Genomic DNA, 13,951 nt, shown 5'->3' on the forward strand with positions numbered 1-13,951 from the left:
GAGCCCGCAGGCGAACCGCGGCTCTCCTACCGCCGCAACTGCGTGAACGCCGCGAACTCCCAGCTGCGCATCGCCAGCACCAGCGTGTAGCCCTCGCGCTCCTTCGCCGCCAGCTTCTGGTCCGCCTGGTGCTGCTGCGCGAAATCCTGCGCCACCTTCTGCAACCGGTCGACGAACGACGGCGCAATGGCGCGGCTCACCGAGCCGTGCACCAGCAGCAGGCCTTCGGCATGGCCGTCGAAGCCGCCGCCGAAGTAATCCAGCACCGCGTTGTCGCGGAAGTAGTGCATCACCGGCCCGTGCGGCCGCCAGCGGAAAGTCTTGGCGAGCTTCAGGCGGTAGCGGTTCAGGGGCCGCAGCTCGATGATGCCGATGCGATCGAGCTGCGCGAAGTACTTGATGCACTCGGCCTCGCTCAAGCGGTATTCGTGCGTCACCTGCTCCAGCGTCCATTGGCTGAGGACGCAGATCGCGCACAGCAGCAGCTTCTTGTCGGCCACCACCGCCTTCTCCTGCTCCTGCGTCAGTTCCTTCAGCAGCGGCTGGGCGTCCGCCACCCGGCGCGCCAGTTCGGCGAAATCGATCTTGAGCACGCGGCAGATTGCATCGATGCGCGACAAGGCCATGTCGCCCTTGGCCAGCATGCGCTTGACGCTCGACTCCGCCATGCCCAGGCCGGCGGCCAGGTCGGCATACGTCATCTGCGCGGCCTTCAGTTCCTTCTTCAGCACGGTGACGAGGTCGGCGGTGGTGCTCATGAAAAGTACAGGATTGCGATACCGGGAGGGCGACAGGAGGACAATGTAGCCGGAATCCGTCCGCTTTCGACCGCCGAGTGCAGACACTGAAGCCTCAAGCAAGGAGGTCCCATGCGTTTGTCCCTGACCCGCACCGAATGGCTGCTGGCGCTGGCCGCGTCGGCGCTGCTGCTGGTGGCGCTGTTCGCGCCCGCGCTCGCCCAGCCGCCCGATGCGCACGGCTTCGTCGACCAGCGCGTGCTGTGGGGCGTGCCCCATGCGCTCGACGTGCTGTCCAACCTTCCCTTCGCCATCGCCGGCTGGCTGGGGCTGCGCGCCTTGCGGCGTGCGAGCGTGTCCCCAACGCAGCGCGCCTGTGCCCGCCTGTTCTTTGCCGGCCTGCTGGTCGTGGCCGTGGGCTCGTCCTGGTACCACTGGCTTCCGAACGACCTCGGCCTCGCGATCGACCGCGCCTCGATGTCCGTCGCCTTCGCCGGCCTGCTCGGCCTGCTGGTGGCGGGCCTGGTCAGCGAGCGCGCCGGCGCCTGCACCGCTGCGGCACTCCTCGTGCTGGCGCTCGCCAGCGTGCTCGTGTGGTCCCTCACCGGCAACGTCCTGCCCTGGGCCGTGGTGCAGTTCGGCGGCATGCCCTTGCTGTTGATCGCGGCCTGGCTGCCGCCCCGTGCAGGCGCGCTGCCGGTGCGCTGGAGCCTGGTGCTGTTGGCGTACGCGCTGGCCAAGCTGTTCGAAAGCAATGACGCCCTGGTCTTCGCGGCCACCGGGGAGTTGTTGTCCGGCCACAGCCTGAAGCACGCCGTCGCCGCCTTGGCCGCCTGGCCCGTGATCCACGCGTTGGTTACCCGGACGCGCGGGCAGAATGCCGAAGCCATCGGCGCCGCGCCGCTGGCCCACGCGCCCCACGCCTAGAACGAGAGGGAGTAGCCATGACCACCGCTGTCGCGGATCCCGCGCTGCCCGGCGCCGCCGAAGTGCATCCGAACCAGTTCGCGTTGCTGCGCCAGCGCCGCTTCGCGCCCTTCTTCTGGACGCAGTTCGCCGGCGCCGCCAACGACAACCTGTTCAAGTTCGCCTTCACGGTGCTGGTCACCTACCAGCTGCAAGTGGCCTGGCTGCCGCCGGCGCTGGCGGGGCTGGCGATCGGCGCGCTCTTCATCCTGCCCTTCCTGCTGTTCTCCGCCACCAGCGGCCAGCTCGCCGACAAATACGACAAGCGCAGCCTGATCCTGTTCGTGAAATGGCTGGAGATCGGAATCATGGCCATCGCGGCCTGGGGCTTCTTCCGCGCCGACGTCGTCGCGCTGCTGGCCTGCACCTTCCTCATGGGCCTGCACTCCACGCTGTTCGGGCCGGTCAAGTTCGCCTACCTGCCGCAGCACCTGAACGAGCGCGAGCTCACCGGCGGCAACGGCATGGTGGAGATGGGCACCTTCGTCGCCATCCTGCTCGGGCAGGTCGCGGGCGGGCTGCTGGTGGACGTGCCCGCCATCGGCCCGCAGGCGGTCGGCATCGCCTGCATCGCCCTGGCCCTCATCGGCCGCCTGGTCGCGCAGGCGATTCCGTCCTCGCCCGCCAGCGCGCCGGACCTGCGCATCAACTGGAACCCGTTCAGCGAGACCTGGCGCAACCTGAAGCTGGCGCACGGCAACGTCGTGGTGTTCCGCTCGCTCCTGGGCATCAGCTGGATGTGGTTCTTCGGCGCGGTGTTCCTGAGCCAGTTCCCTTCCTTCGCCAAGGAGGTGCTGCACGGCAACGCGCAGGTCGCCTCGCTGCTGCTGGTGGTGTTCTCGGTAGGCATCGGCATCGGCTCGCTGCTGTGCGAGATCCTGTCGCGCCGGCACGTGGAGATCGGCCTGGTCCCGCTGGGCGCGATCGGCATGACGGTGTTCGCCGTCGACCTGTATTTCGCCTCGCGCTCGCTGCCCCCGGCGGGGGAGATGGGCCTGGGTGCCTTCGTCGGCGTCGCGGCGCACTGGCGCGTGATGGCCGACCTCGCGCTGCTGTCGCTGTTCGCCGGTCTCTACTCGGTGCCGATGTACGCGTTGATCCAGCTGCGCGCCACGCCCACGCACCGCGCGCGCATCATCGCCGCCAACAACATCCTCAACGCGCTGTTCATGATCGCCAGCGCGGTGATCGCCGGCGCCTTGCTCAAGGCGGGCTTCACCATCGCGCAGATCTTCCTGTTCACCGGCCTCGCCAATGCGGTGGTCGCGGCCTATATCTTCCTGCTGGTGCCCGAGTACTTCCTGCGCTGCGTGGCCTGGCTGCTGTCGCGCGTGGTCTACCGCTTCGACGTGCGCGGCGACGACCACATCCCGGTGCAGGGCCCGGCGGTGCTGGTGTGCAACCACGTGAGCTTCGTCGATGCGGTGCTGCTGATGGCGGCGAGCCCGCGGCCGATCTATTTCATGATGGACCACCGCATCTTCCAGGTGCCGGTGCTGGGCTGGCTGTTCAAGCTGGCGCGCGCGATCCCCGTCGCGCCGCAGAAGGAGGATCCGGCCGTCTACGAAGCTGCCTTCGAGCGCGCGGCCCAGGTGCTGCGCGAAGGCGACCTGCTGGCGATCTTCCCGGAAGGCGGCATCACCCGCGATGGTGAACTGCAGCCGTTCAAGGGCGGGGTGATGAAGATCCTGGAGCGCGCCGCTGCGGATCGCGTGCCGGTGAGCGTGGTGCCGATGGCGCTGACCAACCTGTGGGGATCGTTCTTCAGCCGCATCGAGCGGGGCACGGCGATGGTGAAGCCGTTCCGGCGCGGGTTGTTCAACCGCGTGGGCTTGCATGTCGGGGCGCCGGTGGCGGCGGGGCAGGTGCAGCCGGAGCTGCTGCAGCAACGCGTGGCGGCGTTGATCGCCTCCTGACGGCTCAGACCCCGCGCGCCCGATCCGCCTTGAACTGCTGCACGAAGGCTGCGAACCGCCCCTGCTCCAGCGCCTCCCGCACCTCCTGCATCAGGTTCAGGTAGTAGTGCAGGTTGTGGATGGTCGCCAGCATGGGCGCCAGCATCTCGCCGCAGCGCTCCAGGTGGTGCAGGTAGGCGCGCGAGAAGCCGCCGCTGACAGTGCCGTCGGCGCGGGTCGCGCCCTTGCAGGCGTAGCAGGTGCAGGTCTCGTCCAGCGGCCGCTCGTCGCTGCGGTGCTTGGCGTTGCGGATCTTCAGGTCGCCGAAGCGCGTGAACATGTGGCCGTTGCGCGCATTGCGCGTGGGCATCACGCAGTCGAACATGTCGACGCCTTGCTCGACGCCCGCGACCAGGTCCTCCGGCGTGCCCACGCCCATCAGGTAGCGCGGCTTGTCCGCCGGCAGCCGGTGCGGCGTGTGCGCCATGATGCGCAGCATGTCTTCCTTGGGCTCGCCGACGCTGACGCCCCCCACCGCATAGCCGGGGAAATCCATCTCCACCAGCGCCGCCAGCGACTCCTCGCGCAGGTGCTCGAACATGCCGCCCTGCACGATGCCGAACAGGGCGTTCGGGTTCTGCAGGCGCGCGAATTCGTCCTTGCAGCGCAGCGCCCAGCGGCGCGACAGCTCCATCGACACTCGCGCTTCGGCTTCCGTCGTGACGTGGCCCTTGGTGTCGTACGGCGTGCACTCGTCGAACTGCATGACGATGTCGGAGTTGAGCGTCGTCTGGATCTGCATCGAGATCTCGGGCGTGAGGAACAGGCGGTCGCCGTTGACCGGCGAGGCGAACTTCACGCCCTCCTCGCTGATCTTGCGCATCTCGCCCAGGCTCCAGACCTGGAAGCCGCCGCTGTCGGTGAGGATCGGCTTGTTCCACTGCTCGAAGCGATGCAGGCCGCCGAACTGCTTGACCACGTCCAGGCCCGGCCGCATCCACAGGTGGAAGGTGTTGCCGAGGATGATCTGCGCGCCCATTTCCTCCAGCGAGCGCGGCATCACGCCCTTGACCGTGCCGTAGGTGCCCACGGGCATGAAGATGGGCGTCTGCACCACGCCATGGTTCAGGGTGAGGCGGCCGCGGCGCGCATGGCCTTCGGTAGCGAGGACTTCGAAGTTCAGCATGTTTCGTCTTTGCGTTGCAGCAGCATGGCGTCGCCATAGCTGAAGAAGCGGTAGTGGTGCTCCACGGCGTGCCGGTACAGCGCCATCATGTGCTCGTAGCCGGCCAGCGCGCTCACCAGCATCAGCAGGGTGGACTTGGGCAGGTGGAAGTTGGTGAGCAGCAGGTCGACCTGGCGGAAGCGGAAGCCCGGCGTGATGAAGATCTCGGTGTCGCCGCTCGCCTGGCCGCTCGCGGCCCAGGATTCGAGCGTCCGCACCGTGGTCGTGCCGACCGCGACCAGCCGGCCGCCCCGCGCACGTAGTTCGGCGATCGCCTGCTGCGTGGCCGCCGGCACTTCGTACCACTCGCTGTGCATCCGGTGTTCGGCGATGTTCTCGGTCTTCACCGGCTGGAAGGTGCCGGCGCCCACGTGCAGGGTGACCCCGGCGCGCCGCACGCCGCGCGCTTCCAGTTCGGCCAGCACCTGCTCGTCGAAGTGCAGGGCGGCGGTCGGAGCGGCGACGGCGCCCGGGTTCTTCGCGAACACGGTCTGGTAACGCTGCGCGTCTTCGGCCGTGTCGGCATGCGTGATGTAAGGCGGCAGCGGCACGTGGCCGTGCGCCTGCATCAGCGCGTGCGGCTCGGAACTGAAGGCGAAGCGGAACAGCGGGCCGTCTTCGCGCGGCCAGCGCCCGAGCAGCGTGGCGGTGAAGCCGCCGTCCATGCGCAGCACGGTGCCCACAGGCGGCTTCTTGCTCACCTTCATGTGGGCCACGACCTCGTGGCCGGTGAGCACGCGTTCGACCAGCAATTCCAGCTTGCCGCCGGTGGGCTTCTCGCCGAACAGGCGGGCCTTGATCACCTGGGTGTCGTTGAAGACCAGCAGGTCGCCGGCGCGCAGCAGCGAGGGGAACTCGCGGAAGCCGCGGTCGACGGGTTGCGCGCCGGTGCCATCGAGCAGGCGGGAGCCGCTGCGGGTTTCCGCGGGGTGCTGGGCGATGAGTTCGGGCGGCAGGGCGAAATCGAAATCGCCCAGGGTGAATTGACGCATGTCGCTTGAGGGCCGGACGGGCCCGTGCCAAGGGTTGTTGAAGAGCAGGGCAGAATTGTCCCATGCCGGAAACCAAGGCGCTGTCCGAACCCCAGAAAGCCCTCGTCAAGATGGGATTGGGCCGCGACATCGACCTGGCGCTGCACCTGCCCCTGCGCTACGAGGACGAAACCCGCATCGTCAAGCTGGGCGACTGCCGCGAGGGCGACACGGCGCAGATCGAGGCGACGGTGACCGAGAGCCACGTGGCCTTCCGTCCGCGGCGCCAGCTGGTGGTGACCGTGAACGACGGCAGCGACACCTGCCAGCTGCGCTTCTTCAGCTTCTATCCCTCGCAGCAGAAGGCGCTGGCCGTCGGCACGCGGCTGCGCATCCGCGGTGAACTGAAGGGCGGCTTCATCGGCTGGCAGATGGTGCACCCGACCTACAAGGCGGCCGGTGGCGAGCTGCCGCAGGCGCTGACGCCGGTCTATTCCACCGTCGCCGCACTGCCGCAGGCCTACCTGCGCAAGGCGGTGCAGTCGGGGCTGGCGCGTGCCGACCTGTCCGAGACCTTGCCGCCCGACGTGCCGCCGGCGCCCGCGCGCGCAACGACGTGGACGCTGCAGCGGTCGCTGCGCTTCCTGCACCATCCGACGCCGGACGTCTCGCTGGCCGCGCTGGAGGATCACAGCCACCCGGCCTGGCAGCGGCTGAAGGCGGAAGAACTGCTGGCGCAGCAGCTGTCGCAGCTGGAAAGCCGGCGCGAGCACGAACTGCTGCGCGCGGCGCCGCTGCAGGCGCGACCGGGCGGATTCCAGGAGCAACTGCTCGCCGCGCTGCCCTTCCAGCTCACCGCCGCCCAGCGGCGCGTCGGCGAGGAGATCGCCCAGGGCCTGGCGCGGACCACGCCGATGAACCGCCTGCTGCAAGGCGACGTCGGCTCCGGCAAGACCGTGGTTGCCGCGCTGGCCGCGGCCATCGCGATCGACGCCGGGCGGCAATGCGCGCTGATGGCGCCGACGGAAATCCTCGCCGAGCAGCATTTCCGCAAGCTGATCGGCTGGCTGGAGCCCTTGCTGGCGCCGCGGGGCCAGCGCGTGGCCTGGCTCACCGGCTCGCAGCGCAAGAAGGAACGCGCCGAAATGCTGGAACTCGTGGCCAGCGGCGAAGCGGCACTTGTGATCGGCACCCACGCGGTGATCCAGGAGCAGGTGCAATTCCACCGGCTGGGCCTGGCGGTCATCGACGAACAGCACCGCTTCGGCGTTGCGCAGCGGCTGGCCTTGCGCGGCAAGACGGCAGGCGAGGGCAACGAGCCGCATCTGCTCATGATGTCGGCCACGCCGATCCCGCGCACGCTGGCCATGAGCTACTACGCGGACCTCGACGTCTCCACCATCGACGAACTGCCGCCGGGCCGCACGCCCATCGTCACCAAGGTGATCTCGGACAGCCGGCGCGACGAGGTGATCGAGCGCATCCGTGCGCAGGTGGCCTCCGGCCGGCAGGTCTACTGGGTCTGTCCGCTGATCGAGGAAAGCGAGTCGCTGGACCTCACCAATGCCACCGCGACGCACCTGGCGCTCTCCGAGGCGTTGCCCGGCGTGCTGGTCGGACTGCTGCATTCGCGCATGCCGCAGCCGGAGAAGAAGGCGGTGATGTCGCTCTTCACCGGCGGGCAGATGGGCGTGCTGGTGGCGACGACGGTGATCGAAGTCGGCGTCGACGTGCCCAATGCCTCGCTGATGGTGATCGAGCATGCGGAGCGCTTCGGCTTGTCGCAGCTGCACCAGTTGCGCGGCCGGGTCGGGCGCGGCGCGGCAGCGTCGGCCTGCGTGCTGCTCTATTCCGCCGGCGACAACGGCCGCCTGGGGGAGACGGCGCGCGCGCGGCTGAAGGCCATGGCCGAAACCAACGACGGCTTCGAGATCGCCCGGCGCGACCTGGAGATCCGCGGGCCCGGCGAATTCCTGGGCGCCCGCCAGTCCGGCGCGCCGCTGCTGCGCTTCGCCGACCTGGTGCTGGACGCGGCCCTGCTGGAATGGGCCAAGGACGTCGCCCCGCACATGCTGGATCGCCATCCGGAGCTCGCGCGCAAACACGTGAACCGGTGGTTGGGTGGAAAATCGGAATACCTCAAAGCTTGATGGGGGACAGACCGCAGCTCTGTCCTCCACTGACTAGAAAAGAAGAATGACGCTCACCGAACTCAAGTACATCGTCGCCGTCGCGCGCGAAAAGCATTTCGGGCGGGCCGCCGAAGCCTGCTTCGTCTCGCAGCCGACGCTTTCGGTGGCGATCAAGAAGCTCGAGGATGAGCTGGAAGTGAAGCTGTTCGAGCGCAGCGCCAACGAGGTGGCCGTCACGCCTCTGGGCGACGAGATCGTGCGGCAGGCGCAAAGCGTGCTGGAGCAGGCCGCGGCCATCAAGGAAATCGCCAAGCGCGGCAAGGACCCGCTGGCCGGGCCGCTGCGGCTGGGCGTGATCTACACGATCGGGCCCTACCTGCTGCCGGACCTGGTGCGCCAGGCCATCGCGCGCACCCCGCAGATGCCGCTGATGCTGCAGGAGAACTTCACGGTGAAGCTGCTGGAGATGCTGCGCACCGGCGAGATCGACTGCGCCATCATGGCCGAACCTTTTCCCGACACCGGGCTGGCGATCGCGCCGCTGTACGACGAGCCGTTCCTGGCCGCCGTGCCCACCACGCACCACCTGGCCGTGCACAAGACCATCGTCGCCGAGGAGCTGAAGAAGGAAACGATGCTGCTGCTGGGCACCGGCCACTGCTTTCGCGACCACGTGCTGGAGGTGTGCCCGGAGTTCGCGCGCTTCTCCAGCGACGCCGAGGGCATCCGCAAGAGCTTCGAAGGCTCCTCGCTGGAAACCATCAAGCACATGGTGGCCGCCGGCATGGGCGTGACGCTGGTGCCGCGCCTTTCGGTCCCGAAGGACGCCTTCGCCGCCAAGCCCAAGCGGCGCAGCGACGACCAGGCCTTCGTCAAGTACATCCCGTTCGAAGGCGAGCCGCCCAGCCGCCGCGTCGTGCTGGCCTGGCGGCGCAGCTTCACGCGCTACGAGGCCATCGCCGAATTGCGCAACTCCATCTACGCCTGCGAACTGCCGGGCGTGAAGAGGCTTTCATGAGAACCGACGCACCGAAGAAAGATCCGCTCTACCAGCCGGGCATCCTGGACGGCGTGCCGCCGGTGGCGCGCTACGTTCTGTTCAACCTGGCGGACGGCGTGGATGCCGCGGCCATCAAGCAAGCGCTGTCGCGGCTGGCGCCGCTGGTGAACGGCAGCGACGTGGTGGTCGGCATCGGCCCCTCGCTGGTGAAGGCGCTGGGCGCGGAGATCCCGAACCTGCACGAATTCCCGGACCTGTCCGCGCACGGCGTCAAGGTGCCGTCCACGCCCGGCACGCTGTGGTGCTGGCTGCGCGGCTCCGACCTGGGCGATTTGCTGCACGTCACGCGCAAGGTGCAGAAGGCGCTGGCACCCGCCTTCACCGTGCGCCACGTGCTCGATGCCTTCCGCCACGCCTGGAGCGAAGGCGGCCACGGCCGCGACCTGACCGGCTTCGAGGACGGCACCGAGAACCCGGAAGGCGAGGCCGCGGAAGAGGCAGCCTTCGCGCACGGACTCGGCGAAGGACTGGATGGCTCCAGCTACGTCGCCACCCAGCAATGGGTGCACGACCTCGACGCCTTCGAGGCGCTGGGCGACCAGGACCGCGACCACGCCATCGGCCGTCGCCTTTCGGACAACGAGGAACTGGAAGACGCGCCGGAAGCCTCGCACGTGAAGCGCACCGCGCAGGAAAGTTTCGACCCCGAGGCCTTCGTGCTGCGCCGCTCCATGCCCTGGATGCTGAGCATGCAGGCCGGGTTGATGTTCGTCGCTTTCGGCAAGTCGCACGCGGCCTTCGAGGCGCAGATGCGGCGCATGGCGGGCTACGACGACGGCATCACCGATGCGATGTTCAGGATCTCCAAGCCGGTGACGGGTGCCTACTTCTGGTGCCCGCCGATGCGCGACGGCCGGCTCGACCTGCGCCGGCTCGGTCTCGGCACGGCGTGATGCTGCAAGAGAAGGCGCGGCTCTACCTCGACCTGATCCGCTGGAACCGGCCGGCCGGCTGGCTGCTGCTGCTCTGGCCCTCGCTGGCCGCGCTGTGGATCGCGGCCGGCGGCTTCCCCGGCTGGCACCTGGTGGTGGTGTTCACGCTCGGCACGATCCTGATGCGCAGCGCCGGCTGCTGCGTGAACGACGTGGCCGACAAGGAGTTCGACCGGCACGTGAAGCGCACGGCGCAAAGGCCGGTGACCACCGGGCGCGTCTCGGTGCGGGAAGCGCTGGTGTTCGGCGCCTTGCTGGCACTGCTGGCGTTCGGCCTGGTGCTGACGACGAACGCGGTTGCCGTCGCCTGGTCCTTCGCGGCCCTGGCCATCGCGATCGCCTATCCCTACGCCAAGCGCTACGTCGCCATGCCGCAGGCGGTGCTGGGCGTGGCCTTCAGCTTCGGCATCCCGATGGCTTTTGCCGCCGTCCAGGCGCGCGTGCCGCTGCTGGCGTGGGTGCTGTTGCTCGGCAACCTGTTCTGGGTGCTGGCCTACGACACGGAATACGCAATGGTCGACCGCGACGACGACCTGCGCATCGGCATCAAGACCTCCGCCATCACGCTCGGGCGCGCCGATGTGGCGGTGGTGATGGCCTGCTACGTCGCCACGCTCGCTATCTGGGCCGCGGTGCTGGCGGGAAGGATTCCGGCGTGGGTGGTCGCGGCGACCGTGCTTGCGGCCGGCGCGCAGGCGGCCTGGCACTACGCGCTGATCCGCGACCGCTCGCGCGAAGGCTGCTTCCGGGCCTTCCGCCTGAACCACTGGCTGGGGTTCACGCTGTTCGCGGGAACCGTGCTCGGCTACGCCGTGCGGTAGCCGCTTCAGCGGCCGAATTCGTCCCCGAGTTCCTCGGCGCGCCTGCTCGCCGCGTGCAAGGCCTTGATGAAGCGCGCCTTCACGGCGTCCTGCTCCATCGAAGTCAGCGCCGCGTAGGTGGTCCCGCCCTTGGAGGTCACGCGTTCGCGCAGCAACTCCAGCGGGTCGGACGAAGCCTTGGCCAGCGCCGCTGCACCCGCGAAGGTGCCGACGGCCAGGCGGCGCGCCTGCTCGGCGCTCAAGCCCATTTCGCCACCGGCCTGCACCATGGCTTCGAGGAAATAGAAGACGTAGGCCGGGCCGGATCCCGACAAGGCCGTCACCGCATCGAGCTGCTCTTCGCGCTCCACCCAGAGCGACTCGCCGGTGGTGGCGATGACCTCTTCGACGCGGGCCTTGTCTTCGGCACTTACCGCGCCGCGGGCAAACAGCGCCGTCATGCCCTGCCCCACCAGGGCCGGCGTGTTGGGCATGGAACGCACGATGCGCTCGGTGCCCAGCCACTGGGCGATGCTGCCGGATCGGATGCCGGCGGCCACGCTCAGGTGCAGCGCCTGCGCGACGTGGGGCCTGGCCGCCGCGGCGGCGTCCTTGAAGGTCTGCGGCTTCACCGCCCAGACCACCAGCGTGGCGTCGGCCAGTGCCGCGCCGGCGGCTTCGTCGGCGCGCACGCCGAACTGCTGCTGCAGCTTCTGCCTCGCTTCGGCCCAGGGCTCCACCACCGCGACGCGCGCGGCCGGCAGGCCCTGCTTGACCAGGCCGCCGATGATGGCGCTGGCCATGTTGCCGCCGCCAATGAAGGCGATCCGGCCGCTGTCTTGTGTGCTCATGGGCAGGAGTCTAGTCGAGGAATTCGAAGGCGGCGAACTGCGTCACCTGGTTCGCCGCGAAGTTGTCGTCGCTCACCACCACCAGCGTGCGCCGGCCGTTGGGCAGGCGCGGTCCCCAGCACATGCCCTCGGTGTTGTCCAGGCGCGAGAGGCCGAAGTCGGCGAAATCCGCGACGGGCTGCTTGGTGAGCGCGCGGAATTCGCCCGCCACCAGCTTGTCCTGGCGCAGCACGTCGCTTCCTTCGCGCGTGTCCACCGCGTAGATGCGCAGCGACATGCCGGTGCCCATCGCGAAAGAACGCTCCAGCACCAGCATGCGATCGGCGTCCAGCATCAGGATCTCGCTCACGCCGTTGTCGGCAAAGCCGCCGGGCAGTTGCGGTGCGCGCGGGATCGGATCGGGGATGTACGCGACCTGGCGGACCGCCTGCCCGCTGGCGACGTCGAAAGCGGTGAAGCGGCAGGGGCCGCCGGCGGCACCGACGCGCGGCACCGGGCCGTCCTGCTCCAGCGCCGCTTCCATGGCGACCCAGGCCGTGCGCGCATCGGGCGTCAGCGCGAGACCCTCGAACGTGAGGTTGTTGCGCGGGCCGGTGCCGGGCTTGGCGGGCCAGCGCAGCATCGCAGGGAGGTCGAACTCGCGCACGTAGCTGCCGTCCAGGCGCGCCTCGGTGACGGCCGGCGAGCGGTTGGCGCGCGGATCGCCTTCGCTGGTCCACAGCACGCCGCGGCCTTGCGGCAGCAGGCGGATCGATTCCGGATCGATGGTCTCGGGCGCGCCGCGCGGCGGGTAAGGCCGGCCATCGGGGCCGCGCAAGGTCGAGACGCCTTTCACCTGCACCGCGATGCCTTGTGGGGTTACGCCGATGTCCAGCGCGTAGAAGCGCGCCGGCTGCAGTTCCGAGCGGTCGTCGCTGATGGCCACCCAGGTGCCGGTCGCGGGATCGAAGTCGATGCCGGACAGGCCGCCGACGGTGGTGCCCTGGAACTGCATCTTGTGCGGCAGCGTCGTTTCGCCGAGCAGGCGCAGGTGCGGCGTGGAAGCGCGCGGCAGCGGGATGGGACTGGCGCAGCCGGCCAGGGTGGCGGCGCCGGCCGCGCGCAACAAGGCGCGGCGCGTGAAGGCGGAATCCATGGGGAAGCAGTCTAGCCGCGGGGAGCTGCGATCGCTGCGCGAACGCGCCCTAGGCGGGCGGCGCGGTGCTGCCGCGCACCACCAGGTCCACCGGATACTGCTGGAAGCTTTCCCACGGCTGGCCCTCCAGCCGCGCGACCAGCTGGTCGGCGGCGGCGCGCCCGATCTCGGTGATGGGCGTCGCGACGCTGGTCAGGCCGGGCGTCTGCGTCGCGCCCAGGTCCGTGTTGTCCACGCCCGTGATCGAGATGTCCTCGGGGATGCGCAGGCCGGCCTTGCGGCAGGCCTGCATCGCGCCTACGGCGAAGACGTCGTTGGTGGCGACGATCGCCGTGGGCCGGTCCGGCAGCGCGAGCAGGCGCGCCGCGGCCGCCTCCGCCGCCGGCAGCGAGATCGGCGCATAGGCGATGTAGCGCTCTTCCAGCGCGAGGCCGTGCTCGGCCAGTGCCGCGCGCAGCCCTTCGCCGCGGGCACGCGAGCGGTCGTTGCCCTGCAGCGGCGCGCTGAGCAGCCCGATGCGCCGGTGGCCCAGGGCCAGCAGGTGCCGCGTGGCCTGGCCGGACGCGGCGCGGTTGTCGAAGCCGACACTCGGATGCCGCTGCAGCGTGTCCACGCCCCAGGTGAGCACGTAGGGGCGGCCATAGTCCTCCAGCAGCGAGAACAGGGCCTGCTCGTGGTCCAGGCCCACCAGCACGAAGGCGTCGACGCCATGCTCGATCAGCTGGCCGGCGATGCGCGTTTCGGTCGCCAGGTCGTAGTGGTGTTCGGCCAGCACCAGCGCGTAGCCGCGTTCGTCGAGACGCTGCTGCAAGGCGCTGGTGGTGCGCGCGTACAGCGCGTAGTCGAAGCTGGGGACGATCGCGCCCACCATCTTGCTGCGGTGGCTGCGCAGCGTGCGCGCCGCCCCGTGCGGAACGTAGCGCAGCTTGGTGGCCGCATCGAGCACGCGCTGGCGCGTGGCCGGGTCGACCGCCTGCGAGTTGTTCAAAACCCGGGAGACGGTGGCGGTGGACACGCCGGCCAGCCGCGCCACGTCCTTCGCGCCCGAGCGGGCCTTCTGCTCCATCGCCTGCCTGTCCATGAAATCGATTGCACGAATCTACCCGATCCGATAAGCAAATGAAAACTCTATCCATGGGGAAAGCCCTAGGTAGCACCACAATGACAGGCCGCGTCGCGCTCGCTAGACTTGCCATGTAATCGATTGCATGGCGAACCACCCTTTTCGCTCCCCTACCCACAAGGAG

General features: G+C 69.2%; 12 protein-coding genes. 6 read left to right on the forward strand and 6 right to left on the reverse strand.

The genetic code is table 11. The features are described from left to right. Nucleotides 1-26: 26 nt before the first annotated feature. Entirely contained in the window at nt 27-758 is a 732-nt protein-coding gene (locus LZ009_RS18835) for a helix-turn-helix domain-containing protein (RefSeq protein ID WP_275699500.1), read from the reverse strand. A gap of 111 nt (nt 759-869) precedes the next feature. Here LZ009_RS18835 and LZ009_RS18840 point away from each other — a divergent pair, with 111 nt between their 5' ends. Then, nucleotides 870-1,664 (forward strand): hypothetical protein, encoded by a 795-nt coding sequence (locus tag LZ009_RS18840; protein WP_275699501.1) that lies wholly within the window; start codon nt 870-872, stop codon nt 1,662-1,664. Nucleotides 1,665-1,681: 17 nt separating this feature from the next. Continuing rightward, nucleotides 1,682-3,619, forward strand: a complete 1,938-nt coding sequence (locus LZ009_RS18845; protein ID WP_275699502.1) for an MFS transporter — start codon at nt 1,682-1,684, stop codon at nt 3,617-3,619. 4 nt (nt 3,620-3,623) lie between these two features. Here the strand turns inward: LZ009_RS18845 and tgt are convergent, their stop codons facing one another. After that, nucleotides 3,624-4,784 carry a tRNA guanosine(34) transglycosylase Tgt gene (tgt, locus tag LZ009_RS18850; RefSeq protein ID WP_275699503.1) on the reverse strand — a complete coding sequence of 387 codons (1,161 nt, stop codon included), beginning with the start codon at nt 4,782-4,784 and terminating at the stop codon, nt 3,624-3,626. Beyond that, a complete protein-coding gene (queA, locus tag LZ009_RS18855) occupies nt 4,778-5,815 on the reverse strand; it encodes a tRNA preQ1(34) S-adenosylmethionine ribosyltransferase-isomerase QueA (protein ID WP_275699504.1) in 1,038 nt (345 codons plus the stop codon). Before queA ends, tgt begins: the two co-directional genes overlap by 7 nt. Before the next feature lie 62 nt (nt 5,816-5,877). Between queA and recG the strand changes: the two genes are divergently transcribed. Genes recG through ubiA form a run of 4 tightly spaced genes read left to right on the forward strand, consistent with a single transcriptional unit; the run spans nt 5,878 to nt 10,739 of the window. Further along, entirely contained in the window at nt 5,878-7,944 is a 2,067-nt protein-coding gene (gene recG, locus LZ009_RS18860) for an ATP-dependent DNA helicase RecG (protein ID WP_275699505.1), read from the forward strand. Between the two features lie 46 nt (nt 7,945-7,990). Next, entirely contained in the window at nt 7,991-8,944 is a 954-nt protein-coding gene (locus LZ009_RS18865; RefSeq protein WP_275699506.1) for a LysR substrate-binding domain-containing protein, read from the forward strand. Then, complete coding sequence (locus LZ009_RS18870; RefSeq protein ID WP_275699507.1) at nt 8,941-9,879, forward strand: Dyp-type peroxidase; 939 nt, start codon at nt 8,941-8,943, stop codon at nt 9,877-9,879. Before LZ009_RS18865 ends, LZ009_RS18870 begins: the two co-directional genes overlap by 4 nt. Beyond that, a complete protein-coding gene (gene ubiA, locus LZ009_RS18875; RefSeq protein ID WP_275699508.1) occupies nt 9,879-10,739 on the forward strand; it encodes a 4-hydroxybenzoate octaprenyltransferase in 861 nt (286 codons plus the stop codon). The genes LZ009_RS18870 and ubiA overlap by 1 nt, the downstream gene beginning before the upstream one ends. Before the next feature lie 5 nt (nt 10,740-10,744). On the opposite strand, the gene proC is transcribed toward ubiA, so the two are convergent. From proC to LZ009_RS18890, 3 genes are read right to left on the reverse strand one after another with little or no spacing between them, the layout of a single operon-like run. Continuing rightward, nucleotides 10,745-11,569, reverse strand: coding sequence for a pyrroline-5-carboxylate reductase (gene proC, locus LZ009_RS18880; protein WP_275699509.1), 825 nt, complete (start codon nt 11,567-11,569; stop codon nt 10,745-10,747). Between the two features lie 10 nt (nt 11,570-11,579). Further along, nucleotides 11,580-12,704 carry an esterase-like activity of phytase family protein gene (locus LZ009_RS18885; RefSeq protein ID WP_275699510.1) on the reverse strand — a complete coding sequence of 375 codons (1,125 nt, stop codon included), beginning with the start codon at nt 12,702-12,704 and terminating at the stop codon, nt 11,580-11,582. Nucleotides 12,705-12,753: 49 nt separating this feature from the next. Beyond that, nucleotides 12,754-13,785, reverse strand: a complete 1,032-nt coding sequence (locus tag LZ009_RS18890) for a LacI family DNA-binding transcriptional regulator (RefSeq protein ID WP_275699511.1) — start codon at nt 13,783-13,785, stop codon at nt 12,754-12,756. Nucleotides 13,786-13,951 lie beyond the last annotated feature (166 nt).

This window comes from Ramlibacter paludis, assembly GCF_022012305.1.
Lineage (GTDB): Bacteria > Pseudomonadota > Gammaproteobacteria > Burkholderiales > Burkholderiaceae_C > Ramlibacter > Ramlibacter paludis.

What these genes read in the sequence shown, in the direction of transcription:
- ubiA (WP_275699508.1), top strand. Translation starts at nt 9,879, where the DNA reads ATGCTGCAAGAGAAGGCGCGGCTCTACCTCGACCTGATCCGCTGGAAC.
- LZ009_RS18865 (WP_275699506.1), top strand. Translation starts at nt 7,991, where the DNA reads ATGACGCTCACCGAACTCAAGTACATCGTCGCCGTCGCGCGCGAAAAG.
- proC (WP_275699509.1), bottom strand. Translation starts at nt 11,569, where the DNA reads ATGAGCACACAAGACAGCGGCCGGATCGCCTTCATTGGCGGCGGCAAC.
- LZ009_RS18870 (WP_275699507.1), top strand. Translation starts at nt 8,941, where the DNA reads ATGAGAACCGACGCACCGAAGAAAGATCCGCTCTACCAGCCGGGCATC.
- LZ009_RS18890 (WP_275699511.1), bottom strand. Translation starts at nt 13,785, where the DNA reads ATGGACAGGCAGGCGATGGAGCAGAAGGCCCGCTCGGGCGCGAAGGAC.
- tgt (WP_275699503.1), bottom strand. Translation starts at nt 4,784, where the DNA reads ATGCTGAACTTCGAAGTCCTCGCTACCGAAGGCCATGCGCGCCGCGGC.
- recG (WP_275699505.1), top strand. Translation starts at nt 5,878, where the DNA reads ATGCCGGAAACCAAGGCGCTGTCCGAACCCCAGAAAGCCCTCGTCAAG.
- queA (WP_275699504.1), bottom strand. Translation starts at nt 5,815, where the DNA reads ATGCGTCAATTCACCCTGGGCGATTTCGATTTCGCCCTGCCGCCCGAA.
- LZ009_RS18885 (WP_275699510.1), bottom strand. Translation starts at nt 12,704, where the DNA reads ATGGATTCCGCCTTCACGCGCCGCGCCTTGTTGCGCGCGGCCGGCGCC.
- LZ009_RS18835 (WP_275699500.1), bottom strand. Translation starts at nt 758, where the DNA reads ATGAGCACCACCGCCGACCTCGTCACCGTGCTGAAGAAGGAACTGAAG.
- LZ009_RS18845 (WP_275699502.1), top strand. Translation starts at nt 1,682, where the DNA reads ATGACCACCGCTGTCGCGGATCCCGCGCTGCCCGGCGCCGCCGAAGTG.
- LZ009_RS18840 (WP_275699501.1), top strand. Translation starts at nt 870, where the DNA reads ATGCGTTTGTCCCTGACCCGCACCGAATGGCTGCTGGCGCTGGCCGCG.